15 protein-coding genes and 1 riboswitch are annotated in these 24719 nt (G+C 61.5%); of the genes, 9 read left to right on the forward strand and 6 right to left on the reverse strand.

Annotation, left to right across the window (positions count from 1 at the left end):
• Positions 1 to 253: 253 nt before the first annotated feature.
• Both GXP70_RS01875 and GXP70_RS01880 read right to left on the reverse strand, forming a co-directional pair.
• Positions 254 to 1225 carry an acetylxylan esterase gene (locus GXP70_RS01875; RefSeq protein ID WP_162354920.1) on the reverse strand — a complete coding sequence of 324 codons (972 nt, stop codon included), beginning with the start codon at positions 1223 to 1225 and terminating at the stop codon, positions 254 to 256.
• 167 nt (positions 1226 to 1392) lie between these two features.
• Positions 1393 to 6366, reverse strand: a complete 4974-nt coding sequence (locus GXP70_RS01880; RefSeq protein WP_225442632.1) for a DEAD/DEAH box helicase — start codon at positions 6364 to 6366, stop codon at positions 1393 to 1395.
• Between the two features lie 230 nt (positions 6367 to 6596).
• Between GXP70_RS01880 and GXP70_RS01890 the strand changes: the two genes are divergently transcribed.
• On the forward strand, positions 6597 to 7016 hold the full coding sequence (locus GXP70_RS01890; protein WP_162354921.1) for a hypothetical protein: 420 nt from the start codon (positions 6597 to 6599) through the stop codon (positions 7014 to 7016).
• Between the two features lie 121 nt (positions 7017 to 7137).
• Here the strand turns inward: GXP70_RS01890 and GXP70_RS01895 are convergent, their stop codons facing one another.
• The 3 genes from GXP70_RS01895 to GXP70_RS01905 form a co-directional block, all read right to left on the reverse strand.
• A complete protein-coding gene (locus tag GXP70_RS01895) occupies positions 7138 to 7635 on the reverse strand; it encodes a C40 family peptidase (protein WP_162354922.1) in 498 nt (165 codons plus the stop codon).
• Positions 7636 to 7639: 4 nt separating this feature from the next.
• Positions 7640 to 7800: riboswitch (cyclic di-AMP (ydaO/yuaA leader) on the reverse strand.
• Between the two features lie 773 nt (positions 7801 to 8573).
• Positions 8574 to 9392: a hypothetical protein gene (locus GXP70_RS01900; RefSeq protein WP_162354923.1), complete on the reverse strand. Its 819-nt coding sequence runs from the start codon at positions 9390 to 9392 to the stop codon at positions 8574 to 8576.
• A 31-nt stretch (positions 9393 to 9423) separates the two neighbouring features.
• Complete coding sequence (locus GXP70_RS01905) at positions 9424 to 11424, reverse strand: M1 family metallopeptidase (RefSeq protein ID WP_162354924.1); 2001 nt, start codon at positions 11422 to 11424, stop codon at positions 9424 to 9426.
• Positions 11425 to 11701: 277 nt separating this feature from the next.
• Here GXP70_RS01905 and GXP70_RS01910 point away from each other — a divergent pair, with 277 nt between their 5' ends.
• The 5 genes from GXP70_RS01910 (at position 11702) to GXP70_RS01930 (ending at position 18165) form a co-directional block, all read left to right on the forward strand.
• Positions 11702 to 12226 carry a YwhD family protein gene (locus tag GXP70_RS01910; RefSeq protein WP_162354925.1) on the forward strand — a complete coding sequence of 175 codons (525 nt, stop codon included), beginning with the start codon at positions 11702 to 11704 and terminating at the stop codon, positions 12224 to 12226.
• 227 nt (positions 12227 to 12453) lie between these two features.
• Positions 12454 to 12912, forward strand: coding sequence for a flavodoxin (locus GXP70_RS01915; protein WP_225442633.1), 459 nt, complete (start codon positions 12454 to 12456; stop codon positions 12910 to 12912).
• A 415-nt stretch (positions 12913 to 13327) separates the two neighbouring features.
• Complete coding sequence (locus GXP70_RS01920; RefSeq protein WP_162354926.1) at positions 13328 to 14530, forward strand: macrolide family glycosyltransferase; 1203 nt, start codon at positions 13328 to 13330, stop codon at positions 14528 to 14530.
• Positions 14531 to 14620: 90 nt separating this feature from the next.
• Positions 14621 to 16381 carry an ABC transporter ATP-binding protein gene (locus GXP70_RS01925; RefSeq protein WP_162354927.1) on the forward strand — a complete coding sequence of 587 codons (1761 nt, stop codon included), beginning with the start codon at positions 14621 to 14623 and terminating at the stop codon, positions 16379 to 16381.
• Entirely contained in the window at positions 16378 to 18165 is a 1788-nt protein-coding gene (locus tag GXP70_RS01930; RefSeq protein WP_162354928.1) for an ABC transporter ATP-binding protein, read from the forward strand. The genes GXP70_RS01925 and GXP70_RS01930 overlap by 4 nt, the downstream gene beginning before the upstream one ends.
• 148 nt (positions 18166 to 18313) lie before the next feature.
• On the opposite strand, the gene GXP70_RS01935 is transcribed toward GXP70_RS01930, so the two are convergent.
• On the reverse strand, positions 18314 to 19171 hold the full coding sequence (locus tag GXP70_RS01935) for a class II fructose-bisphosphate aldolase (protein ID WP_162354929.1): 858 nt from the start codon (positions 19169 to 19171) through the stop codon (positions 18314 to 18316).
• Between the two features lie 691 nt (positions 19172 to 19862).
• Between GXP70_RS01935 and GXP70_RS01940 the strand changes: the two genes are divergently transcribed.
• The 3 genes from GXP70_RS01940 to GXP70_RS01950 all read left to right on the forward strand — a co-directional run bounded on the left by GXP70_RS01940 (position 19863) and on the right by GXP70_RS01950 (position 24706).
• Positions 19863 to 21266, forward strand: a complete 1404-nt coding sequence (locus GXP70_RS01940) for an alpha-L-fucosidase (protein ID WP_162354930.1) — start codon at positions 19863 to 19865, stop codon at positions 21264 to 21266.
• A gap of 70 nt (positions 21267 to 21336) precedes the next feature.
• A complete protein-coding gene (locus tag GXP70_RS01945; protein WP_162354931.1) occupies positions 21337 to 23574 on the forward strand; it encodes a helix-turn-helix domain-containing protein in 2238 nt (745 codons plus the stop codon).
• A 211-nt stretch (positions 23575 to 23785) separates the two neighbouring features.
• Entirely contained in the window at positions 23786 to 24706 is a 921-nt protein-coding gene (locus GXP70_RS01950; RefSeq protein ID WP_162354932.1) for an ABC transporter permease, read from the forward strand.
• Positions 24707 to 24719: the final 13 nt, after the last annotated feature.

Genomic DNA, 24719 nt, shown 5'->3' on the forward strand with positions numbered 1-24719 from the left:
TTGGTTCGCGATCGGCATCCCGATGCCGTACATTGGCCATTCAGCATTTCCGTTCATGCGCTGATGGCATTGCAGAATGGCGGGATGACAGCCGTTCGCTGCGAGCCGTTAATGCGGCTGCCATCAAGCGGCGAAGAACCTCGGCTGCCCGCTGCGCACGGCGGACATCGGAGGTTCTTCCCGCTGCAAGGCAGGCGATTACTTCCATTATAGCGGAACGGGAAACCCCGTCTATCGCTAGTTTTGGCGGGTTCTAGCGAAACCGCTCGCGGAGGAAAAGAATCCGTTCCCTGTTCTGTGCCTCGCTCACTTCATGGCCGCTGAACGGGTAGTCCTTGATCGTTTTGTCCGCCTCGATCCGGTTGTAGACCGCATAGACCGTCTCCGGCATGCAGACGGGATCCTTCCAGCCGACGGACATCAGCACGGGAACCTTGATCCGCGGAGCGAGATTCAGCATGTCGTAGTGGGCGAGCGTATGCAGCGCCGCCTCCAGCCGCTCGGGGTAGCGCTTGAGATGCTGGGCCAGCTCCGCGAGCGAGCTGCTGGAGTTGAGCACGCCGAAATCCATATGGCACAGGTTCGGAATATCCGCGACGATTGCCGTAACTTTGGGATTCAGCGCCGCGGAGATGAGCGCCAGGCCGCCGCCTTGGCTGGCGCCCACGGCGGCGAGCCTCGCCCCGTCGACTTCGGGCTGCGCCGCGGCGGCGTCGACCGCGCGGACCGCGTCGATCGTCATGGCGTGGTAGTACGAGCGCTCCGGCTCCAGCACATTGCCGGACACCCAGCCTTTGACGGCGCCGCTGCGAAGCGGCAGGTGATTGCCGGTTTCGCCGCCTTGCCCGCGGACGTCCACGGCCAGGACGGCATAGCCTTGAAGCAGCCAGCCTGCATGGCGCTCGGGGTAACCGCGGTCGTCCGTATAGCCGGGGAAGAGAACGACGCAGGGGAGCGGGTTCCGTGCCCCGTCCGCGCCGCGGCCGACATCCGGCACCATGAACCAGGCATGGATCGGCGTATCGTCAAAGCCTTGATACGTCAGATGATCGACCGTCACGCCGTTGAAAGGCGACTCCGTTCGCTCGCGCCGCACGTCAAGCGGCTTGCCGTCATAACGGCTGAGGGCGGCGTCCCAGAAGGCGTTCAGCTCGGCGTGATCGATCGTGGTCGGAGCGAGGTAGGCTTCGAGCTCTCTTTTGCGTTGGGCGATGGCATGATTCATGAATGATTCCTCCTTAGGTTGGTAAGTCGTGCGATTAAGGCGAATGCCCCCGGTTGTTATAAGCGTATATAGACGTATAAAACAGGCCGGCCAGGCAGCCTTCCCGCTGTACGGATGATGCCTGGCTGCCGGGGGATGGCCCGTCCCGGGCGCTGGCGGCGGTCCGGCTACCGCAGGCCGCTCGGCCAGATGACGAGCGAGCGGCCATCGCGCTCCGCGCCCAGCGCCCGCAGCATGCCGGATGCCGGCGATTCCGCAACGGGCACGCCGTTCCAGCGCTCGATCTTGATCTTGCTCAGCTTCTGTTGGCGCAGCAGCGTGCGGAATACCTCTCTCAGGGCCGCGGCCGTTTCCTCTTCCTGTCGTCGGCTTGCGGAAGCCCCGGCCGGAAGCTCGTCCGGCGGCTCCGGCCCGGCCGTCAATTCGATGATATGCTTGCCGTTGCTCTCCAGCCAGTAACGCCATTCGCCCCGCTGCAGCACGAGGAAGCTGCCGCTCTTGCGAGCGAAGCCGGAGCCGCGCGCGGCGGGCCAGTCCGCGGCCAGCCCGAACGGGTTCGCCGGGTCCGTCGCCGCAAGCATCGTGATGGCGGCGCCATCCTGCTCCGGCGGCGGAAGGCGCGCCGCGTCGAGGCCCGCGCGTCTCGCGAATTGCAGCGAGCCCGCGCCTTCCACGAGCAGGCCGCGCGTCACGACGCCCCACTGCTCGAGCTGCTTCAGCACCGGCATCAGCTCGTCCCAGGCGAAAGGCGACAGCTGCTGCACGAGCTCCTTGGACACGATGCCGCAGCTGTCGAGCAGATGCTGCGTCCAGTGGAGCGCCGACTCCGACAGGTCGGAGCTGACGGCGCGCAGCGCTTCGGCGCCGAGCTCGCGAGCCGCCATGCCGTCGCCGCCGTCGCTCGCCAGCGAGTACGTGCCGCCGGCGTCCGCCCGCTCTGCGCCGTGCGGGCTTCCGCCCGGGGCGGGCAGCCCGTTCGCCGATGCCGCCGTGCCGAGCGGACTGCCGCCCGTCACGGCGTCCGCCCGCCCGAAGCCGGCGGCGGCATCTGCCTTGCCGCCCGGATTGTTGATGCCGTCCAGCCCGCCCGGCCCGCTCATGCCGCCCAAGCGGCCCGGCTCGGCTTCGGCCTCCTCGGCGGCATCCGCCAGCGATCCCGTCCAATACCAGCGCCCGAGACCGGAGCCCGTCCGGGCGAGCTGCTTGCCCTTGGTCGCGAGCTGCAGGCGCAGCGGCGCGAACTGGTCGTTGGAGACGGCGCCTTCCCAGACGAGGTCGAGCAGGTCGGCCAGCAGCTCCGACGGGACTTTGCCGTATTCGCGGCTCAGCTTCGTCAGGAAGCTCGCGCCGCCCGTCCGGAGCAGCCGAAGCAGCTCCGGATGCTTCGACGCCTCGTCCGGCCGGTCGGCCTGCCGCATGACCGGCGCGTAGAGCGGCTTCGCTTCCGCGAGGAAGAAGGCGATCCGCCCTTCCTTCTCGCCGTCCGCTTTGCGGCCGAGCCAGATGACCTCGCCGGAGGCGCAGAGCAGGTCGAGGTCATCTTTGCGGTAACCCGTCACCCGCGCGGGGAAGATGAGCGTTTCCCAATGCGAGGCCGGCAGGAAGAAGCCCTGCAGCCGCTCGATGACGAGCCGCAAGCCGTCGATGCCGCTCAGCTGCGTCCCCGACAGCGCATGCTGCAGCCGCGACATATGCGCCATCCAGTCCACGGGATCGATCGCTTCCGCCTGTTTCCGCGCCTGCTCCAGCGTCAGCCGGATGAGCCGGCGCGCGACGCTGCGGCTCGTCCAGATCCGCTCCGCGTCGTCCGCGAACGGCGCGTGCTCCGTGCGGTCCAGCGCGAGCAGCGTATCCGCGACGCGAGCGGCGTCCTCGGCGGAGAGCAGCGGGTAGCGCTCCCGCAGCTCTGCTTCGGTGAAGGAGAGCCGATGATCCGCGAAGCGGCCGGCGACGAACGCGATCGAAGCCTCGCTCTGCGGGAAGGCCGCGTACAGCTCGCGCTCTTCCGCGCAGATCCAGCGCCGCTGCCCGCGTCCGAAGTCGAGCTCGAGCGTCCGCCCGGTGGAGCCGAGCGCCGCCAGCCAGGCGTCCGCATCGCGGCCTGCCGCCGCGGCCAGCTCTTCGCGCGACAGATCGCCGCGCCGCTTGAGCAGCCCGAACAGCTCGTCCGCGCTGGCCGGCGGCTGGCGCACCGCCTCCAGCCGCGCCTCCTCCTCGCGGGCGACGGCGGGATCGACCGCCTGCCGTACCGCGTCCTGGCCGAACAATTCTCCGGCCAGCGACTTGCTGACGCTGAGCAGCTGCAGCTGCGTCGCTTCGCTTAATCCGTCGCCCTCGTATACCATCGCCGTCGCGTAATCCGAGATGTAATGGACGGCGAACGGCGAAGGCGCGTTCACTTCCTTGACCGACACGGCGACATCGCCCGCGGCGATGGACGCCAGCAGCCGGACGAGTCCGTTCGTGTCCAGGTAGTGATGCAGGCATTCCCGCATGGCTTCTTCCAAATACGGAAAATGCGCCGCATACGGCAGCGCCTGCTTCAGCAGCTCCTCGCTCCGCAGCCGCTTCAGCCAGATCGGCGTGCGCGTGAAGCTGCGCGAGAGCAGGAGCGAGGTTTCCGCGATCCGGCGGAACGCGACGGCGAGCAGGGGCGAGCCCGTGATCGCCTCCGTCAGCAGCGGCTCCGCGCTGGCCGCGGTAATTTGCCACAGCGTCTGCAGCCAGGAGGCGTCCCACTCCGGCACGACGAGCTCGATGCCGTTGTCCTTGGCGTTGCCGTACATCGAATAGGGCAGCAGCCGCTGAAAATGCCGCTGGATCGCCAACAGCCATGTCCGGTTCAAACGCCGCCCGAGCGGATTGTGAATGATGATGCGCGTCTGGTTGGACAGGTCGCGGTAATGCTCGATCACGATCCGGCGCGCGGTCGGCAGACCGACCGTCCGCTGCTGCGCCCGCGCCAGGTCGATCAGCTGCCCGGCGGAAGCGTGATCGAGCCCGTACTCGGTATCCAGCCAGGCGATGGCGGCTTCTTCGCGTTCGCGCTCCATGTTCATGCCGGACGCGGGGTCCGGCTCCTCCGACGGGAGCGCCGGCCCGAGCCGGTCGGCCAGCCGCTCCAGGAAGGCGCCGAGCTGGACGCCGACTTCCACGCTCCGGCTGCTCGCCTCGGCTTTCCAGAACGGGATCTCGCTGAACCGGTTCGGCGCTTCCTGCACGTACACGCGGTCGTTCTCGATCCGGCTGATCATCCACGAGCTCGTTCCAAGCTGGAACACGTCGCCGGGGCGGCTTTCCGTGATGTATTCTTCGTCCAGTTCGCCGAGGTGGACGCGGCTGTCGGCATGATGGACCGGGTAATTGGAGGTGGACGGAATCGTGCCGGCCCCGGTCACGGAAGCCATCGCCGTATTGGCGCGCTTGCGCAGCCTGTCCGTGTCGCTGTCCCAGTCGACGAGCGGGCGGGCAAACGGGTAGAAGCCGGCCAGCACCTTCAGCGCCGATACGAGCCGTTCCCGGGGGAACGTGCGGTAGCATTCGCTCTGCACGATGAGGCCGTACAGCGCCTCCGCCGTCGTCTCGGCCGCCGCGGTCATGGAGACGATATGCTGCGACAGCACGTCAAGCGGTTCGTGCGGGAGCTCGATCGCTTCAATGTCGCGGCGCGTAATATTGCGGCATAGCACGGCCGCTTCCGGCAGCTCGCTGCGCTGCCGCGCGAGGATATAGCCGCGGCTGACGTCGCCGACGCCGTGGCCCGCCCGGCCGATGCGCTGGATGCCCGCGGCGGCGGCTTTGGGCGAGTCGACCTGAATGACGAGGTCGACGTGGCCGACGTCGATGCCGAGCTCGAGCGACGAGGTGGCGACGAGACAGCGCAGCTCGCCGGCTTTCAGCATGCGCTCGACCTCGAGCCGCCGCTCGCGGGCAAGGCTGCCGTGGTGGGCGCGGGCCAGCTCGCGGCCGGCATGCTCGTTCAGGCGCAGCACGAGCCGCTCGCACAGCCGGCGGCTGTTCACGAACAGCAGCACGGAGCGCATGCCCTCCATCAGCGAGGCGATGCGCTCGACGATCGGCTGCCAGATGCCGTCGCGGGAGCGCACGGGCTGGCTCAGGTCGGGCATCGTGACGCGCACCTGAATGGACTTGACCATCGCGCTCTCCACGATGGCGACCGGCCGCGGCTTGTAGCCAAGCGGATGGATAACCCCGGCCGCGGACCGCATGTCGGCGGCCTCGCGTGCAGCGTCATCCTGCTCACCGTCCCGCATGCCCGTCTCCGCCCGCGTCAAGCCGGAGCTTGTCTTCTCGCCGCTCATCGCGCCGGTTCCACGGGCAGCACTGTCCAGTGAAACGTCTTGCAATGCCGTCTCTTCGTTCATCTTCGCGCCGGCCTCAAGCGCAGCGCTATCCCGCGTACCGTTCCCGAACCCGCCGCGGGGTTCCGGCGCCCATCCGCCCAGAAACCGGGCGACCCGCGACAGCGGCTTCTGCGTCGCCGATACGCCGATGCGCTGCACGGCATGCGGCGACAGCGCAGCCAGCCGCTCCAGCGAGAGCGACAGATGCGCGCCGCGCTTGTCGCCGGCGAGGCTGTGGATTTCGTCGACGATGACCGTCTCTACGATCCGCAGCATGCGGCGGCCCTTGTCCGACGTCAACAGCAGGTAGAGCGACTCCGGCGTCGTCACAAGCACATCCGGCGGCCGATTGGCCATGCGGGCCCGTTCGCGCGGCGGCGTATCGCCGGTGCGGACGGCCGTCCGCATGCCCGGCCAGGCGCCGCCCGGCTCTTCGGCGGCGTACGCTTCGATGCGGTTCATAAAATCGACCAAATGATACTGGATGTCGTTATTCAGCGCCTTAAGCGGGGTAATATACAGTACGCGCACGCCGGCGGACCAAGCTTCGTCCTGCGCCGCGGCCTGCTCCTTGGCCAGCGCGAGCCGGCTGAGGCAGGGCAGCAGCGCCGCAAGCGTCTTGCCCGAGCCGGTCGGAGCGGCGATCAGCGTATGCCGGCCGGCGGCGATGGACGCCCAGGCGTCCTGCTGGACGGGAGTCGGTTCGCCGAAGGTCCGGGTGAACCAGCCGGCCAGCGTCGTATGGAAGCCCGCGAGGGCATCGGAAGAAGAGTTCATGCGGATAACAGCTCCTTATTTGTTCATGGAAGAACCGATGGGAAGAACCGATGGGCGAGATCACAGTGCCTACTCTATCATGCTAGTATTCATCATGTCGCAATCGATTCCTTTCTAGACGCCCGAATAAACCGCGACGCAGCCAATTGACAGGTCAATAAGCAAGCTCATGCGCATACATATAGTTTTACATCAGCGACGGTGCTGAGGCTGCGGGAGGTAACGAGAAGATGGCAAAATGGCGGGACAGCCTGGAGAAGCGGTTCACGGAATGGAGACGACTGGAGGACGCGGTGGAAGATACGCTTGCCGGCAGGCGCGTGCTGCGCGTCGCGGGGCCGAGGGCGCCGCGGCTGAAGACGCCGGTATCGGTGGCGGTTAAGCAGGCGGAATTGAGTGCGGTGGAGGAGAAGTTCAAGGCCGGTCTGGCCTGCTTCTGCCTGGGGGAGCTGACGGGCGAGGAGCGGGCGTCGTTCCTGAACGCATGGCATGACCGGCTCGAGTCCGGGGCGACCGTCGTGCTGGCGGACCGCCGGGGCGAAGGCTGCGAGACGCCGGATCAGCTGCGCGACTTGTTCATGCCGCACGCCAGGGCATTGGACGTCGAGGTCGGCCCGACCTTCTGGTGGGTCCGCTACGAGCGGGCCTAGGCGCCGTCAACAAGCAAAGCCGCGGCTGCTTGTCCCGGGAGAGAAGCGGCTGCGGCTTTGCCTGCATTGCCGGCGGAGAGGGCTGCCCTTCCGCCGAACATATGTAATTCATCGTCTTGCATTAATCGGAATCGTTGTCGCCCGGTTCGTCGGAAGGATCGTCGGCATATTTATCGAATGTCTGCGGGCTCATGACGCGGCGCGCGGTTACGTAGCGCTTCGAATAATAAGATTCTTCCAGGCCGCTGATCGTAACGCCTTTGCTGGAAGAAGCGTGCGCGAATTTGCCGTCGCCGACATAAATGCCGACATGCGAGATGCCGTTTCCTGTCGTATTGAAGAATACGAGATCCCCAGGGATCAGATCGCCCTTGGCGATTTTCTTGCCCAGCCGAGCCTGCGATTGGGACGCATGCGGAATGTCGACGCCGAGTTTCTTGAACACGTACATCGTGAATCCGGAGCAGTCGAACCCTTTCGTGGTCGTGCCGCTGTAAACGTAGGGCGTGCCGATCAGATCGCTGATGACGCCATCCATCTTCGAATTGGCGAAAACGCTGCCAGCTTGGAATACGAATAGCATCGCGAGTCCGATCAAAAGTGCGGAGAACTTCTTCAAAACGGGAAACTCCTTCCAGTGCCTACGAGGTTAGCTGTGGGGTTCGGTTGAAGGCTCCCTATGATCGCCTCTGGCAGGCGCGCTCGAGCTCATGCGCCTGTCGGGATCAATTCACCCAGAATGGTTCCCCCGTTTCCCGATATGGGAATTCGGCAAAATTTTCATTTCACAGGGAGAATTATTCGATCATTTTGTCGCATCTCCTTCCGAGTTCACCTTTTGTTCACAAATTAAAATTATTAGAGTGCAACCTTTTATTTCTCATTTTCGTATAATAGCGCCGTTTTCGGGATGTTTTGAAGCGTTCGTCACGATGTCGGATCGTTGGAGACGTTCTGTTGCATCTTGTCTGCGGCCGCCGCTCCGCGAACTGCCAAAATAGCCCCTTCGGGACCGAAGGGGCTACAGGCTGTCGGGAAAGTATACGTTTCTTCGACGTTGCCCATGCCGTCTAGATCGTCTTCATGGGCAACGGACACAGAATCCGTTATTTGGTGGAAATCGGTAGGTTTGGGCTGGCGAAAGGACACAGAATTCGTTATTGTCTCCGGAGGGCATCGAAGGTCTGCCTCTTTGACGAAATAAAGGATCCTATGTCCGCGAACATATAAAAAAACCATGAATAGGGGCCGATAGCGGATTTCCTGTCCGGATGCAATGCTTCGAAGACAGTGCTGCTGCCAACTCTCCTTAATCTAAGCTGGGGAATGTGGAGGCGGCCGCCAGAAGCCCGAGGACTGCCGTTCCGGTTTTACGAGCCATTCCGTGTCATCAAACCTGGATTTCTCTACAATGAATGAGCCCCTTCGGGACCGAAGGGGCTCATAGGCGCATGGTGCGTTGGACGCATAATGGCTTGCCGGCTCAGCCGCATAAAGGGCGGTGCCGGCGGTTGCGGGCGGCCAGTCCGGCGAGCTACCCGGAGGGCAAGCATCCGCTCAGGATTGCTTCGACTGCCAGACGTCGTACTGGGCGGCGACCGTCCACACCTTCATGATCGTTCGCAGCAGCTGGTAGCCTTGATGCAGGATGAGCGCAAGCAAGCCGGCCCACAGCAGCGAGACGGAGGCGACCGTCACGCTCAGCAGGGCGCCGATGCCCCACATCAGGAACGAGATGCAGGCGAACGGGACGAGGTTCGCGATGCCGCTCCAGAGCGCCCGCATGGAGCCGCTGCCGGTCACCGCGCCGAACTGCATGGCGAGGAAGAGCAGGTGCACGAGAACGGCCCAGAGGAGCCAGGCGCCTGCCCAAGGCCCGGCGGCTTGCGCGAATTGGATGAGCGATCCGCTCGACAAGAGCAGCTTCAGCGCATTCGGCAGCAGCCAGACGGCGGGCGCGAGCGTGAGCGCCGTTTCCGCCAGGTAGAGCAGGGCGACCGGCTTCCATGCTTTGCGGATGCCCTTCAGGAAGGTCGTTCCTTTCTCGTCGTTCGCATGATGCAGCGAGTGGAACAGCCCGGCGTTCAGGAACGGCGTGACGATCATCCGCCCGGCCAGCAGCCCGCAGAACAGCAGGGCGTACGGGCGGATCAGATCGGTCTTCATCAGCTGAAACTGCGCTTCCGTCAAGAAGAGGGAGATCGCGCTGCTGCTGGCCGCATACGAGTCGGGGAACCGTTTGAGCAGCGGAACCGCGATTCCTTCGATGGTCCGGTAGAGGAAGAAGCCCCATATGAGCTCATATAGAAACAGCAGGATGATGATATAGAAGTGCTTGGTCGTCAATTGCCAGCCTTGCTTGATATGCGTCTTCATTCGTGAGGTCACCTCCTTCATTCATAGTGGATTACCAGGCAAGCGAGGAGAACAGCGTCTCGAGCAGCTTCGAGAGGCCGACGCTCCAGCGGGTGCGCGTCTTCGCGTCCAGATCGGCTTTCATGAAGTTATTGATGTGCTTGTTGTCGAGCACGTTGTCGTTCTGCGGATCGACCGCGGCCCAGAGCAGCTTCGCGCTGTGCACGATCTTGATCTGAATGTGGGCGTCCTGGCCGTCCCATACTTTCGGCATGACGGTACCGTCCGCGAAATGGAGCATGATCGTCACGGGACCAACGCTGCCGCCGCTCTTCTTGATGAGCACGACGTTCTCGAAGAGCTGCTTCCCGTCCTGCTTGACCGGATTGACGTGAATCGAAGCGACGGAGTAGTCCGACATGGCGTCGCCGTAGACGAAATGGCTGAAGTAGTCGTTCCACTTCGTCTTCGTCACCGACTCCACGACTTTCTGGAAATCGGCGGTGGACGGGTGCTTGAACTTGAACTTCTGGAAATACGTCCGCATGATCTTGCGCATCGTCGCTTCGCCGACCTGCTTCTCGATGCCGATCAGCACGAGCTTGGCGCGGATGTACACGTTCTCGGCGTAGTGGTTGTTGCTTTGATACGACCAGGACAGCTGCTTCAGCGGCGCGGGATCGGTCATATAGCTCGATTCCACGGGCAGATTCGGCGCCACGCCGTATTCGCTCTCCATCACTTTGTCTTCGGCGTAGGAGGTGAAGCCTTCGTCGAGCCACGCTTCTTCGAATTCGTTGGAGGCGACCATGCCGTACCAGTATTGGTGGCCGATCTCATGCACGACGGTGCGCTCCAGGTCGTAGCCGGGGTTGCTGTTCTCCGCCGAGAACGCCGTGACGAGCGTCGGGTATTCCATGCCGCCCGCGCCGTTGCCGCCTTTGGGCGGGACGACGATGGAGAGCGTCGTATACGGGTATTCCCCGTACCACTGCGCGTATTTGGCCAACGCCGACTTGGCCGCGTGCATGTAGCGGTCTTTCAAATCGGCGTGCTGCGGATCGAGGTACAGCTTGATGCGCACGCCGGGTACGCCCGTCGTGGAGTACGGCTCTTCGTAATAGACGAAGTCCGGGGAAGCGGACCAGCCGAAGTCGTGCACGTCGTCGGCGTAGAATTGATACGTCTTGCGGCCGTCCTTCACGACGGAGGCCTTCGCTTGAAATCCGGTCGCGGCCACCTTGTAAGCGGAAGGGACGTTGATTTTCACGCTGTAGATGCCGAAGTCGCTGTAGAACTCCGAGTTGCCGTGGTACTGGTGCACGTTCCAGCCTTCCGTCGTCCGGCCTCTCGTGCCCGCCGTCTCGTACACGGCCAGCTTCGGAAACCATTGGCCCGCCATGACGAAATTGCCGGCGTAGCCCATGCGCGCGAACACTTCGGGCAGCTTCACCTCGAACTTCATGCGCAGCGTGACGCTCTTTCCCGGCGCTACTGGGGTCGGCAGCTTAAGCTTGGCCAGCGTAAGATCGCTCGGATTGCCGTCGTCGGGCTGGACGAAGTGCAGGCGCGGCAGGAGGCTGTAGCCTTCCGTCGTCTGGAGCGAGAGCAGGTTCATGTAGCCCGTGCTGTCCGCGGTAGCCTTGTCCTCCCGCAGCTGTCCGCCGGACTCCTTCATGAAGGTGGTGTCCTTGGAGCGGAAGGCGTTCGGATAGAAGTGAAAATACAGCTCGGACACCTGCTGTTTGCCGGGGTTTGTCCACGTGACGGACTGCTCGCCCTGCAGCATGTGCGTGCTCTCCTGCAGCGTGACGTCGATGTGGTACTCCGTGACGCGTTTGCTGAGCGCGACGGGCTTCGGCTGCATGACGTTGTCCGGCTCCTGCGGGGCCGGCGGCGCTGCCTGCTTAGGGGCGCCATCTTGCTTCGCGGGGACGGAAGCGAACGTATATTGCGAGACCCAGGCATTCCCGAACCCTTGCCTCGCCGTGACGCCGATAATGACGGCGGCGAGGGCGAAGAGCAGAATACGTTTGGCGTAACGTGGATTCATGACATGATTCCCTCCCGTTGACAAGCTTCTAAAGCATGTATATGTTTGCTTTTCCGGGATTATTAGCTAAAATGGAATTAATGTGCGGACGGGTTCGAAGGAATGGCGGAAGCCGCGCCGCACGCGGAATTCAAGGCTTTCGAGGAAGGCTTGAAATATAAGCCTTTATAAGTTTTCGGCTTATAGATACGCTTGTATTTCTCCGGAATGAAACGCGGCAAGCCGCAAGCAGGACGGCGACAGCCGTTTCACCTTGGGACAGGAGTTGAACGATAGGATGAGCGAGCAGGACAATAATCAGCGGCCGCCGGAGAAGAAAGAGAAGAAGTCGCTTTCCCTCAACGTGGTGAGCAATAAGGAACATAGAGGGTTCGGCGCGGGGACGATCGATCTGAGCGACGTCGCCTGCGTCATGATCGATAACGGCGAGGCCTACATCGACGTCGGCGCGATGCACGCGAAGAGCAAGATCGAACGCGGCATCAAGTTCAGCACGAACAAGGAAGACGTGCCGAACGGCCGCCCGTGCTGGATCGTATGGGTCGCGGTGGACCGGAACGAGGAAGGCGCCTTCTATGCGGGGGCGACGGCATGCCCGATGCTGGTCGATTCGGAAGCGCGGCGCGGCTGGAAGATTCTCGCGCAGCACGTGAACAACCTCGACTACGCCATCAAGCGGCGCTTCATGCTCGATGAGCTGGGCGCGGAAGAGAAGCAGGCGCTCAAGAAGCTGCTCGTCTCGCATAACGCGGAATGGTGGGAGCGCTCGTCGGATAAGCTGAAGGAAGCGCTGAACGTATAAGGGCCGCCGGCTCTTGAACGATGCGGCTTCCCGGGGAACGGCTGTACCGGAGCGGGCAGCCCGGGGGTTACCGGCAAGGAAGGAACGCGATTGTCCGTTCTCCGATTGGAGCGGGCAGTCGTTTTTTTATATAGGACGGAGCATGGATCGCGTTGACAATGCTTATGAATTAATTGATAATGATTATCAGTATCAATTAATTGAGAATTGCTGAAGGAGTGAACGAATTGGATCCTAAGGTGCTGCTCGTATATGCCAGCATGACCGGCACTACGAGAGATATGGCGGACAGCGTCGTGGAAGGCTTGCTGGAAAGCTGCGTGGCCGTGGAGGTCAAGGAAGCGATCGATACTTCGGCGTCCGATCTGGACGTCTACGATAACTTCGTGTTCGGCTTGTACACGTGGGGCGACGGCGATTTGCCGGATGAGTTCCTGGACTTGTACGACGAAATGCGCGACATGGATTTGTCGGGCAAGCGGGCCGCCGTATTCGGCTGCGGGGACTCCTCTTACCGCTATTTCGCCGTGGCGGGCGACATGCTGTCCAAGCGCCTTGAGAACCGGGGGGCCGCCGTGATGCAGCGGACCGTCAAGGCGGACCGGTGTCCGGGCATCGAGGACTTCGATGCGTGCAGGAAGCTCGGCATCGAATTCGCCGATTTCATCAAGCGGCAGTTGAACTAGCGAGCGGCGAAGGCGAGACTGGCCGGCGCTCCGGCCAGGCAGGCTGCGGCTCGTTCTGGATCGCGGAGCGGGTAGTCGCGCGTCGGGCAATAGGTATATATAGACAGGGATAAGCAACAGCCGTATCATCGAGCGTAATCCGTTTCGCGCTCAGTGGATGCGGCTTTGTTTTGCTTCGAAGAGGGTATTCGCTTGCGCTATGCCGCCGGGCGCATTAGTAGATCCGGCGCGCGCCTCCGCGGGACGGCAAGTGTTGGAAGGAGCAGGCACGATGCGCCGCGGGCAAGGGCCGTTTGGCGATAATCGAACGGTATACTATGATGAATGGGATGCCATTCCGGTTCTCATGGCAGGGAACGGCGATCCCGTGTATAAACCTTAAGTAGAACGAATTGTTACCAAAGGAGTGATGGATATGGCGCGCGTATTGTTTATTAACGGCGGGTCGGAGGGACATATCAATCCAACGATCGGCGTCGTGCGGGAGCTTGTGTCGCGCGGCGACGAGGTCGTGTACGTGGCGATAGAGGCGTTCCGGGAGCGTCTGGAGAAGGCCGGCGCTTCCGTGCTGACCATTGACGGCCAAAAGTTTATTCAAGCGTTCATCTCGGGCGGAAGAAATTACGTGCTCGAGCGCATCAACGGCCTGCTGCTTACGGCCGATATCGTGATTCCGGCCGTTCTTGCGCAAATCCGGGGGGAGCGGTTCGACTACATCATCCACGATTCCATGTTCGGCTGCGGGCGCCTGCTCGCGCAAATCCTTAAGCTTCCCGCGATTTGCTCGTGCACGTCGTTCGCGCAGACCGAGGCTTCCTTCGAGGCGATGATGCAATCCTTCGCGGAGGAAGTCCCGGCGCCGATAGCCGAGCCTCTATATGATACCTATCGCGGCCTTGTCGCTAAGGTGAAGGAGCAATACGGCGCGGACATCCGTTCGCCCTATGAAGCGTGGTGCAATCCCGCGCCGCTTACTCTCGTCTATACCACGAGGGCGTTTCAGCCCGACGGGGACGCGTTCGACCCGTCGTATGCGTTCGTCGGCCCCTCCATCTCTTCGCGTTACACGCCGGAACCGTTCGACTTGTCCGCGCTCGAGGGGAAGGCCGTCATCTACATCTCGCTCGGCACCGTGTTCAACCTGGCGGCGGATTTTTACCGGCTTTGTTTCGAAGCCTTGGGGAACACGGCATATACGGTCGTCATGTCCGTCGGAAGCCGTACCCGGCTATCCGATTTAGGGGAGATTCCCGCCAACTTCATCGTGAGCCGTTACGTTCCGCAGACGGACGTCCTGCGGCACGCGGACGCATTCATTACGCATGGCGGTATGAACAGCGTCCATGAAGGGCTGTATTACGGGGTTCCGCTTGTCGCCATCCCGCAAGGCGCGGATCAGCCGGTCATCGCCGGGCAGGTCGCCGGTACCGGGGCAGGCGTTCAATTGCGGATGCAGGGCCTGACGGCCGCACAGCTGCGAGAGGCCGCGGATCGCGTGTCAAGCGGCGCTTCTTATCGGGCGGCCGCCGCGGCGATCGGGGAATCGTTCCGGCGATCGGGCGGGTATCGTCAAGCGGTGGAGGCTATATTCGCGTATACGGGCCGGCCGGGGAGGTAAAGCGTACGCGGCGACCCCTGTTCGAATGACGCCGATCTATGGTATAGTTATCCAACAGGAACGCATGTTCTATACTTAGGGGGATACGGCATGAACCGGCAATCGAAGGTCCGCGGGCAATACGCCGACCTGCTCCGGCGCTATTTGCTGCCACAGCGGCAAACCTTATGGATTCTCGCGGCATTGCTCATCCTGATGATCGGCCTGCAGCTCGTCAATCCGCAGATTATCCGCTATTTCATCGATAAGGCTCAGGCGGGCAGCGATCTCCAGCCGCTGCTCGTCGCCGCCGGCCTGTTCATCGGCTTCTCCGTGCTGCAGGGCGGCATTTCCGTGCTGGCGGCGTATTTCAGCGAGAATCTCGGCTGGAAGACGACGAACGAGCTGCGCAGCGACTTGGCGGCGCACTGCCTGTCGCTTGACATGCCTTTCCATAAGTCGCAGACGTCGGGCGCCATTATCGAGCGGGTTGACGGCGACGTGAACGCGCTCGCGAATTTCTTCTCCAGCATGATCATCCATCTGCTCGGCAACTTGCTGCTCATGGTCGGCATCATCGCGCTGCTGTTCCGGGAGAGCTGGCTGATCGGAACGGGCATGACCCTGTTCGTCATTGCCGCGGTCTTCATCATCCAGAAGATCCGCAAGTACAACGGGGCGTTCTGGAAGGACTGGCGCCAGGCGAGCGCGGAGCTGTACGGGTTCATCGGCGAGCAGATGGAAGGCACGGAGGACATCCGGGCCAACGGCGCCGCCGGCTTCGTGATGAGCCGGTTCTACGGCATGCTCCCGAGCATGCTGCGGGTGCGGCAGCGGGCGTTCCTCGGCTTCGCCTCCATGTGGAACACGACGATCATCGTGTTCACGCTCGGCAACGCGATGGCGTTCGCGATCAGCGCGTATCTATGGAAGACGGACGCGATCTCGCTCGGCACCGTGTATTTGATCTTCTTCTACACGGAGCTGCTGTCGAAGCCGATCGAGAAGATCCGCACGCAAATGGAGGATCTCCAGAAGGCGGACGCCAGCATTTCGCGCATCCGGTCGCTGTTCGAGACGCGCTCCCGGATCGAAGACGGCCCCGGCGCGCCGCTGCCGGAAGGGCCGCTCGCGGTCGCGTTCGACGACGTCACGTTCTCCTACGAGGAGAACGCGGAGGAGCCGACGCTGAGCGAGCTGCGCTTGCAGCTTGCGCCGGGCGAGGTGCTGGGGCTGCTGGGGCGGACCGGCAGCGGCAAGTCGACGATCGCGCGGCTGCTGCTGCGGTTCTACGACCCGCAGCAGGGCACGGTTCGTCTCGGCGGCACCGACATTCGGGCATACAAGCTGAGCGGGCTGCGCCGGCGGGTCGCCATGGTGACGCAGAATATCGAGATCATGGAAGGCACGGTCCGCGACAATTTGACCTTCTACGACGAGACGGTGCCCGACGCGCGCATCGTCGCCGTCTTGGAGCAGCTCGGACTCGGGGGCTGGTATGCTTCGCTGCCCGAAGGACTGGACACGATGCTGGCCTCGGGCGGCGGCAGGCTGTCCGCCGGGGAAGCGCAGCTGCTCGCCTTCGCCCGCGTCTTCTTGACGGACCCGGGGCTCATCATCATGGACGAAGCGTCGTCCCGCCTGGACCCGCTGACGGAACAGCGGATCGAAGAGGCGATCGGCAAGCTGCTCGCGAACCGATCCTGCATCATTATCGCGCATCGGCTGGCGACGGTGCAGCGCGCCGACCGGATCGCGATTCTCGAGAACGGCGTCGTGATCGAGTCGGGGCGGCGCGAGGCGCTGGCGGCCGATCCGAAGTCGCGCTTCAGCGCGATGCTGGCGACGGGGCTTGAGGAGGTGCTCGCATGACGACGTTTCAATTCCTGATCCGGCTCATCACGTTCCGGCCGCTGCTGTATGCATTGAACGCGCTGGCGTGGACGATTCATTATTTGATCCCGATCGCGCCCGGGCTGATCCTGCAGCAGTTCTTCGACTCGCTGACGGGCGACGATACGCTGAAGATCGGCACATGGGGCCTCATCGCGCTGCTCGTTGCGGCAGCGCTGGCGCGCGTCGCCATGATCTACGTCGGCTGCATTACCGACGTGCAGTACCGCTTCCGCATGGCGATGATTCTGCGCCGCAACCTGCTCGGGCATATCCTGAAGCAGCCCGGCGCGCGGGCGATTCCGGTGTCGCCGGGGGAGGCGATCAGCTACTTCCGCGACGATGTCGATCAGACGGAGGAAGCCGTCAGCTGGTCGGTCGACGTGTTCGGCTTGACCTGCTTCGCGGCGGTATCGAGCTACATACTATTGAAGATCGACGTGCAGATGACGCTGCTCGTCTTCCTGCCGCTCGTCATCGTCGTGACGGTGGCGCAGCTGGCGACCTCGAGGCTGCAGAAGTACCGGCGGGCCAGCCGGGAATCGACGGCCCGCGTAACGGGCGCGATCAGCGAAATGTTCAGCAACGTGCAGGCGATTCAGGTCGCCGGCGCGGAGGAGCGCGTGATCGAGCGGTTCCGGCGCTTCGGCGAAGACCGCCGCAAGACGATGCTGAAGGATAAGCTGTTCGGGGAAGCGCTGGACGCCGTCTTCTCGAACAGCGTCAACCTCGGCATTGGCTTGATCCTGCTGCTCGCGGGCACGAAGATGCGCAGCGGGGACTTTACGGTCGGGGATTTCTCCTTGTTCGTGTACTACTTGACGTTCGTGACGCAGGTCATCTCCAACGTCGGCAAGTTCATGACGTATTTCAAGCTGATGACCGTGGCGCTGGCGCGGATGCTGGAGCTGCTGCAGGGCGCATCTCCGAAGGCGCTCGTCGCGAAGGGCACGCTGCTGCTTCGCAAGGGCAGCCGGCCTGCGGACGCGGAGACGGCGGACGCGGAGAACCGGCGCCCGCATGATCAGGAGCCGCTGCAGGCGCTGGAAGTATCGGGCTTGTCCTACCGGTTCCCCGACACCGGCCGGGGAATCGAGGATATTAGCTTTCAGCTTGCGGGCGGCTCGTTCACCGTCGTGACCGGCGCGATCGGCTCCGGCAAGACGACGCTCATCCGGGCGCTGCTCGGCCTGCTGCCGAAGGACGCGGGAACGATTACGTGGAACGGGAAGCCGGTCGAGGATCCCGGCACGTTCTTCACGCCGGCGCACAGCGCGTACGCCGCCCAGATCCCGCGGCTGTACAGCGACACGCTGCGCAACAATATATTGCTCGGCCACCGGGACGAGGGAGGCGCGCTGGATCGCGCGGTGCACGACTCCGTCATGGAGTACGACATCGCCCATCTGCATCGGGGGCTCGAGACGGTCGTCGGCCCGCGGGGCGTCAAGCTGTCCGGCGGCCAGATGCAGCGGGCCGCCGCGGCGCGCATGCTCGTGCGGGAAGCGGAGCTCTACGTATTCGACGACGTGTCGAGCGCGCTCGACGTCGAGACGGAGCAGAAGATGTGGGAGCGGCTGTTCGAAGGGCGCGGGAACGCCGCCTGCCTCGTCGTCTCCCACCGCCGCTCCGCGCTGGCGAATGCCGATCGTATTATCGTCATGAAGGACGGCCGGATCGAGAGCGAGGGCACGGTCGAGCAGCTGCTCGCTTCCAGCGAAACGTTCCGGGAGCTGTGGTACGGCTCTCCGTCGCATGCGTAAGGTCCGTCATGCACGACGAACCGGATAGCATGGCCATCCGGCGAGCGGCCTAACAAACAAGCCGCCCCGCGTCATCCGTAGATGACGCCGAAGCGGCTTGGACATGCCCGTCGCAGCTTGCGGTCGGGCTTATATGCAGGCGGTTGAATTAGGCTTTGTTGGAAGAACCGAATTCGCGGATCTTGCCGATAACCGTTGCTTTGATCGCTTCGCGGCCCGGCGTAATGAATTTACGCGGATCGTATACTTCGGCGTCGGCGGCCAGAGCGGCGCGAGCTGCTTTGGTGAACGCGATTTGGTTCTCGGTGTTAACGTTGATTTTCGCCGTGCCGAGCGAAACGGATTTCTTGATTTGCTCGGTTGGGATGCCAGTGCCGCCGTGAAGCACGAGCGGAAGCTGGATCGTTTGGCAGATCTCTTCCATTTCTTTGAAGCCCAGTTTCGGTTCGCCTTTGTAAGGGCCGTGTACCGAACCGAGAGCAGGCGCGAGGCAATCGATGCCCGTGCGCTCGACAAGCTCTTTGCACTCTTTCGGATCCGCGTAGATAACGCCGTCCGCGACGACATCGTCTTCTTGGCCGCCGACAGTGCCGAGCTCGGCTTCAACTGAAACGCCGCGCTCATGCGCGTAAGCAACGACTTCGCTCGTAATGCGAACGTTCTCTTCGAACGGATCATGCGACGCGTCGATCATGACGGACGTGAAGCCTGCGTCAATCGCTTGTTTACACTTGTCCACGCTTGAACCGTGGTCCAGATGGATCGCAACCGGAACGGTGACTTTCATCTCTTCGATGAGGGATTTGACGATGGCCGTAACGACCTTGAAGCCGCCCATGTAACGAGCCGCGCCTTCGGATACGCCCAGGATCACCGGGGATTGCTCTTCTTGAGCCGCCGCGAGGATCGCTTGCGTCCACTCCAAGTTATTGATGTTGAACTGGCCTACGGCATAACCTTCTTTGAGTGCTTTGTTAAGCATGCCCTTCATTGATTCCAATGCCATGTTTAATTTCCTCCTACACCTATTCAATTTGGTTCTCTATAGCAAAGCAACGTACTGCCGTCCGTTGGTCCGATCCGGAGCCGATCCGTCTCCGCCCGGGCGGAGCGGAACAAGCCCGTTCAGAGCCCTACATGTTATAATCTCGCATTTGGCGAAATTCGTCAACTACCGACAATGCATTGCCCGGACATCAAGGCCGTCATGAGCGCGCTGCAAGGGATCGCCGTTTCATAACGACCGGGAATCCGGAATCTGGCAGGCACCCCACTTGGTGCCTTTCTTTATTTATCATGTCACGCCATCCGGCATACCATTCCCGTTCGTCATCCGGCCGGCTTCCCGGGCTATAATACGGTCATGTCGAATTTCGCCGGTACGTTAGATAGAAGTGATGGTGCAAATGGAGCTTGCTTGATACAATGATGAACGTGGCCGGTCTGGCGGCATACGACATCCGGCATATGGCATATCCTACAAGCGCTTTCAATCGGAGGCTGCCGCGAACTGCTGCGAATTCCCCCCGAGCGCGTTCCATTAGGGGGAGCGGCGCAGCGTATGGCCCGAATACCGCCGCAGTTCGCGCGTCGGATGAAAACGGATAGCGATGCGATTATTGATTATTGCGCCGGGCGGAATGGCAGGTATACCTTGGTTACGTAACGACATTCCGGCAAAGGGGCAATAACCGTTCATGAGCGAAAATACAGGCCACGCAAACGGGCAAGAAGAGCAGGTCGTACAGACGGGCGTGCACAATTTCAGCAAGGAAGAAGAGTATGTGAAACCGGCGGATGCGTATCTGCTGGAGAGGCTGGAATGGTTCAAGGATCAGAAGCTTGGCCTCATGATGCATTGGGGCCCGTATTCGCAGCTCGGCATCGTCGAGTCCTGGGCCTTGAGCGACGACGACGCGGACTGGTCCCGGGAAGGGATCGATTGGGAGCGGGACGGCGAGGCGTTCAAGCGGCAGTACTTCGATTTAAACCGTACCTTTAATCCGATCCGGTTCCAACCGGATGTCTGGGCCGATCTGGCCGCGGACAACGGCTTCAAATATTTGCTGTTCACGACCAAGCATCATGACGGCTTCTGCATGTGGGATACGGCGACGACCGACTACCGGGTGACGTCGCCGGACTGCCCGTTTCACGCGCATCCGAACGCGGATATATGCAAGGCGCTGTTCGAGGCCTTCCGTAACAGAGGACTCGCCGTATCGGCGTACTTCTCCAAGGCGGACTGGCATACTCCGCATTACTGGGCTCCCGGGACAGCAAGGGGAAACCGGACATGGCGCGGGCCATCCTACGATCCGGCAGAGCGGCCGAAGCTGTGGGAACGATTCGTTGATTTTACGCATCGGCAGCTAACGGAGCTGCTGACCGACTACGGCCGCATCGACGTGTTGTGGCTGGATGCCGGATGGGTTCGCGACGGCGGCAGGGTGCCCCAGGATATTCGCCTCGGGGAATTGGTCGAGAGGGCCCGCGAGCGGCAGCCATGGCTGCTGTCGGCGGATCGCACGGTCGGCGGCCCGTACGAGAATATCGTGACGCCGGAGCAGACGATCCCCGACGGACCGATGAACATTCCATGGGAAAGCTGCATTACGCTGGGGACGTCCTTCTCGTTCAAGTACGAGGACCGGTATAAATCGGCCCAGCAGCTTGTCGGTCTGCTGCTGGAGGTTGTGGCCAAAGGCGGGAACCTGGCGCTGAACGTCGGCCCGCAGCCGGACGGCCGCCTGCCGGAAGGCGCGATCAAAGGTATCCGGGAGCTGGGCGCATGGCTGAACGTATACGGGGAAGGCGTCTACGGCACGCGGATTTGCGCTCCGTACTATACGGGCGACTGGGCATTCACGCGCAAAGCGGATACCGTATACGCGTTTCGGATCTATCGCGATCCGCAGGCAACGCCCGCCCGCGAGCTGACGATTCCTTACCTTGAGGAGGTCCGGCGAATCGAGGTCATGGGCGGCGGCGAGGCGCTTGCCTTCGCCCGCACGAGCGAGGGATACCGGGTGCGGCTGCCGGAACCGGATCAAGATGCAGAGACGCCGATTGCAATCGGATTTCGAATCGCGACGATTTAATTGAAAGATCCTTGAGGGGCGTCGCCGTACGCCCCTTAAGGATCTTTCATTTCAGAAAGAGGGGGGAGCAATGCGAAAAAAATGGTTCTACCGGCTGTTATTTTCGTATTCGCCGATTTTGTTCATCACCGTCACGCTCACGTTCTTCATTTTTTTCCAGCTGCTGAACGAACAGAATCGGAACGAGGCGTTGAAGGCGAATGAAACGCTCTCCATCCAGGCCGTGCGTTTGACCGATTCGTCGCTCAAAACGATCGACAACACGATGATGCTGAGAAGCATGGAGATCGACAGCAATCGGGAGTTTTTCAACTATTTCAATGCTCCGAACGATACCGACGTCTATACCAAAATGATGGCGGTCGAGGCGATGCGGGACTTGATGGTGTCCGAGCCGCTGATCGATTCGATCTATTTGGTGCGTTTTCGCGACCAGACGGTGCTCAGCGATGCGACGGGCGCGCGCCTAAGCGATTTCTCGGACGAGCCGTTCGTCAAGCAATACCTGAACAGCCCTTCGCCAAAATGGACGGGGCCGCGAATTTACCGGCCTTTCTCCGTCAAGGAGGGCAAGCAAGTCGTCAGCCTGGTAAGGTCCGCGCCGTTCATAACGGGGGAGAAAGGGCTGATCGTCGTTAATGTGGCAACGGAATCGCTCTCCAAGATGGTTTCGGAGTTATATGACGGCACGACGAGCTTTATCCAGGTCCAGGACTCCGCGGGCAACGCGGTGTTCAAGCGGTTTCAGGGGCAAGGGGCCTTATCCGCCAGCTTCGTATCGGGTTATACCGGCTGGACGTTCCAGAGCGGCGTCGTGCACGGCCGGATGATTCAGCTCGTATCGCAGCTGAACAAGGTCTGGTTCCTGATCGGCATCATCATGTTGAGCGGAGCGTTTGTCTGGCTGATCTATGTAACGAGGCGCAATTACAAGCCGATCGAGCAGGTGACGGCTAAAATCCGCGCCTTTGCGAGCCCGCTCGCCGGTACGATGACGAAAGGCGGCGTCGGGGACGAGTTCTCGTTCATCGAGCGGGCGCTGGAGTACATGATCGAAGAGAACAGCCAGTACCAGCAGTCGCATAAGGAAGGGCTGCCCCTGCGGGCGTATTACTTGTTCCAGCGGTTGATGGAAGGGGGATCCACGCTTACGAACGAAGAGTGGCTGAGAGAAGCGGCGTACTTGCAATTGCCCGAGCCTTCTCGGCTGCTGGGCGTGTTCGTCATCGAGATGGACCAATACGACCGGTTCAACGACGGCTATTCCCTGCGCGATCAAAGCTTGCTGAAGTTCGCTTTGCGAAGCGTGGCACAGGAAATCGCCTCGAAGCATGACGTCAGGCTGTGGAGCGAATGGATGTCCGCCTCGCAGCTGAGCGTCATGCTGTTCGGGACGGAGGAGGAAGCCCGGCCGGACGAGCGGCAAACGCTGGAGCTGCTTGACGACATACGGACATGGACGGCGACCAATCTGAAGATCACGGTAACCATCGGCGTCGGAGAGCCAGCCTGCAAATTCCAGGACATTCCGAAGGCGTTTCAAGAAGCGCTTCGGGCGCTGAATTATAAAGCGGTGCTTGGCGAGAACCGCATCATTACATCGGAGCAGCGAATCAGCAGCGGACAAGAGGCCGTGTTCTCGCAGTTGAACTTCATCCGCAAAATCCTGCAGTCGTTCCGCAGGATGGAGGATTGGCAGAGCGGCTACCGCGAACTGTTCGACCTGATGAAGGAGTACGTGCTCACGAAAGAAGAGATCATCAGCCTGATGAATTATTGCATCTATTACTTGGGCAGCGAAATGGCGGGGATGAGCCGCGAATACCGTCAGATGTGGGAAGAGGAGGGGCTACCGCAGATGAATGAATGCGTGCAAGCCTTTCATACGCTGGAGGAGATGCGCGACCGGTCGATGGCAATCCTCGAATCGTTCGCCGAGCGCCTGCGGGAAGCCCAGACGAGCCGTCAGCATGCGGCGACGATCCGGGAAGTGTGCAAATATCTGGAGCAGCATTTTGCCAATCCGGACCTGTCGCTCGATTATTTAAGCGAGCATTTCCATCTGAATGCCAAATATTTAAGCAAACTGTTCAAAGAGGAGACGGGGCAGAAATTCGTCGACTTCCTGATCGCCATCCGCATCAAGGAGTCGGAGAAGCTGCTCGCCGAGACGCAGGCGACCGTGCAGGACGTAGCCGAACGGGTCGGCTATGCGAGCAATATTTCGTTCAGCCGCGTGTTCAAACGGGTGACGGGGATGACGCCGAGCGAATTCCGGGCGGCACTGGCGCCGCAAGCGGACAGATGAAAACGGTTTGCGGGCGAAAACGGTTTATCGGGAGCATGGATACGGGAGTGAACGAGCGGTTCCGGCAACAGCGGAACCGCTTTTTTGCGAGGTTTGTGAATACGGTTTAAGCGCTGATTCTTGTTTATTGCGCAAGCAGCATCTCTGCTGGCTTAATGGAGTAGCACCGCAGGAAGGCCAAACGAATTTGAAAGGAGAGGGCCGATCGACTATGCATGGCTATATTCACTGGAAAACGATGAAACAGATCGCGCGCCACTGGCAGCTGTACGTGCTTGTTATTCCGCCTCTGCTCTACATCGTCATCTTCAAGTACATTCCGATGACGGGCGCCATCATCGCGTTTAAGGACTACAACGTCGTGAAGGGCGTGTGGGGAAGCCCATGGACGGGGCTGAAATATTTTAAGCAGTTCTTCGATTCGCCGAACTTCTGGCTGCTGATCAAAAACACGCTGGGCATCAGCTTCTACGGCCTGCTCGTAGGGTTTCCTGCGCCGATCCTGCTGGCGCTTGCGCTGAACGAGATCCGCAACGGCAAGTTCAAGAAGACGGTCCAGCTCGTCACCTACGCGCCGTACTTTATTTCGACGGTCGTCATGGTGTCGATTCTGATCGTCACGCTCACGCCCAACGTCGGCGTGATCAGCAAGAGCTTGCAAGCGCTCGGCATGCACGATACCAATTTCTTGGGCATACCGGGGTTGTTCAAATCGATTTACGTGTGGTCCGACGTATGGCAATTCACGGGGTACGGCGCGATCATCTATATCGCGGCCTTGGCGGGCATCAACCCGGAGCTGTACGAAGCGGCCAAGGTTGACGGCGCCTCGCGCATTCAGAAAATCCGGCATGTCGATATTCCCGGTCTCATTCCGGTGTCCGTCATCCTGCTCATTCTGAATATGGGCAACGTGATGAAGCTCGGTTTCGAGAAGGTGTATCTGATGCAAAATACATTGAACCTCAGCACCTCGGAGGTCATTTCCACTTATGTGTACAAGGTCGGGCTGCTGACGGCAAGCTTCAGCTTCTCGACGGCGATCGGCTTGTTCAACTCGGTCGTCAACGTCGTGCTGCTGGTTGCAGTGAACTACGCGGCGAGAAGGATTTCAAATTCCAGCCTATGGTAAGGGGTTGCAGTAT

Source organism: Paenibacillus lycopersici (genome assembly GCF_010119935.1).
Classification (GTDB): Bacteria; Bacillota; Bacilli; order Paenibacillales; family Paenibacillaceae; genus Paenibacillus_Z; species Paenibacillus_Z lycopersici.

What these genes read in the sequence shown, in the direction of transcription:
- GXP70_RS01875 (WP_162354920.1), bottom strand. Translation starts at nt 1,225, where the DNA reads ATGAATCATGCCATCGCCCAACGCAAAAGAGAGCTCGAAGCCTACCTC.
- GXP70_RS01880 (WP_225442632.1), bottom strand. Translation starts at nt 6,366, where the DNA reads ATGAACTCTTCTTCCGATGCCCTCGCGGGCTTCCATACGACGCTGGCC.
- GXP70_RS01890 (WP_162354921.1), top strand. Translation starts at nt 6,597, where the DNA reads ATGGCAAAATGGCGGGACAGCCTGGAGAAGCGGTTCACGGAATGGAGA.
- GXP70_RS01900 (WP_162354923.1), bottom strand. Translation starts at nt 9,392, where the DNA reads ATGAAGACGCATATCAAGCAAGGCTGGCAATTGACGACCAAGCACTTC.
- GXP70_RS01905 (WP_162354924.1), bottom strand. Translation starts at nt 11,424, where the DNA reads ATGAATCCACGTTACGCCAAACGTATTCTGCTCTTCGCCCTCGCCGCC.
- GXP70_RS01910 (WP_162354925.1), top strand. Translation starts at nt 11,702, where the DNA reads ATGAGCGAGCAGGACAATAATCAGCGGCCGCCGGAGAAGAAAGAGAAG.
- GXP70_RS01920 (WP_162354926.1), top strand. Translation starts at nt 13,328, where the DNA reads ATGGCGCGCGTATTGTTTATTAACGGCGGGTCGGAGGGACATATCAAT.
- GXP70_RS01925 (WP_162354927.1), top strand. Translation starts at nt 14,621, where the DNA reads ATGAACCGGCAATCGAAGGTCCGCGGGCAATACGCCGACCTGCTCCGG.
- GXP70_RS01930 (WP_162354928.1), top strand. Translation starts at nt 16,378, where the DNA reads ATGACGACGTTTCAATTCCTGATCCGGCTCATCACGTTCCGGCCGCTG.
- GXP70_RS01935 (WP_162354929.1), bottom strand. Translation starts at nt 19,171, where the DNA reads ATGGCATTGGAATCAATGAAGGGCATGCTTAACAAAGCACTCAAAGAA.
- GXP70_RS01940 (WP_162354930.1), top strand. Translation starts at nt 19,863, where the DNA reads ATGAGCGAAAATACAGGCCACGCAAACGGGCAAGAAGAGCAGGTCGTA.
- GXP70_RS01945 (WP_162354931.1), top strand. Translation starts at nt 21,337, where the DNA reads ATGCGAAAAAAATGGTTCTACCGGCTGTTATTTTCGTATTCGCCGATT.
- GXP70_RS01950 (WP_162354932.1), top strand. Translation starts at nt 23,786, where the DNA reads ATGCATGGCTATATTCACTGGAAAACGATGAAACAGATCGCGCGCCAC.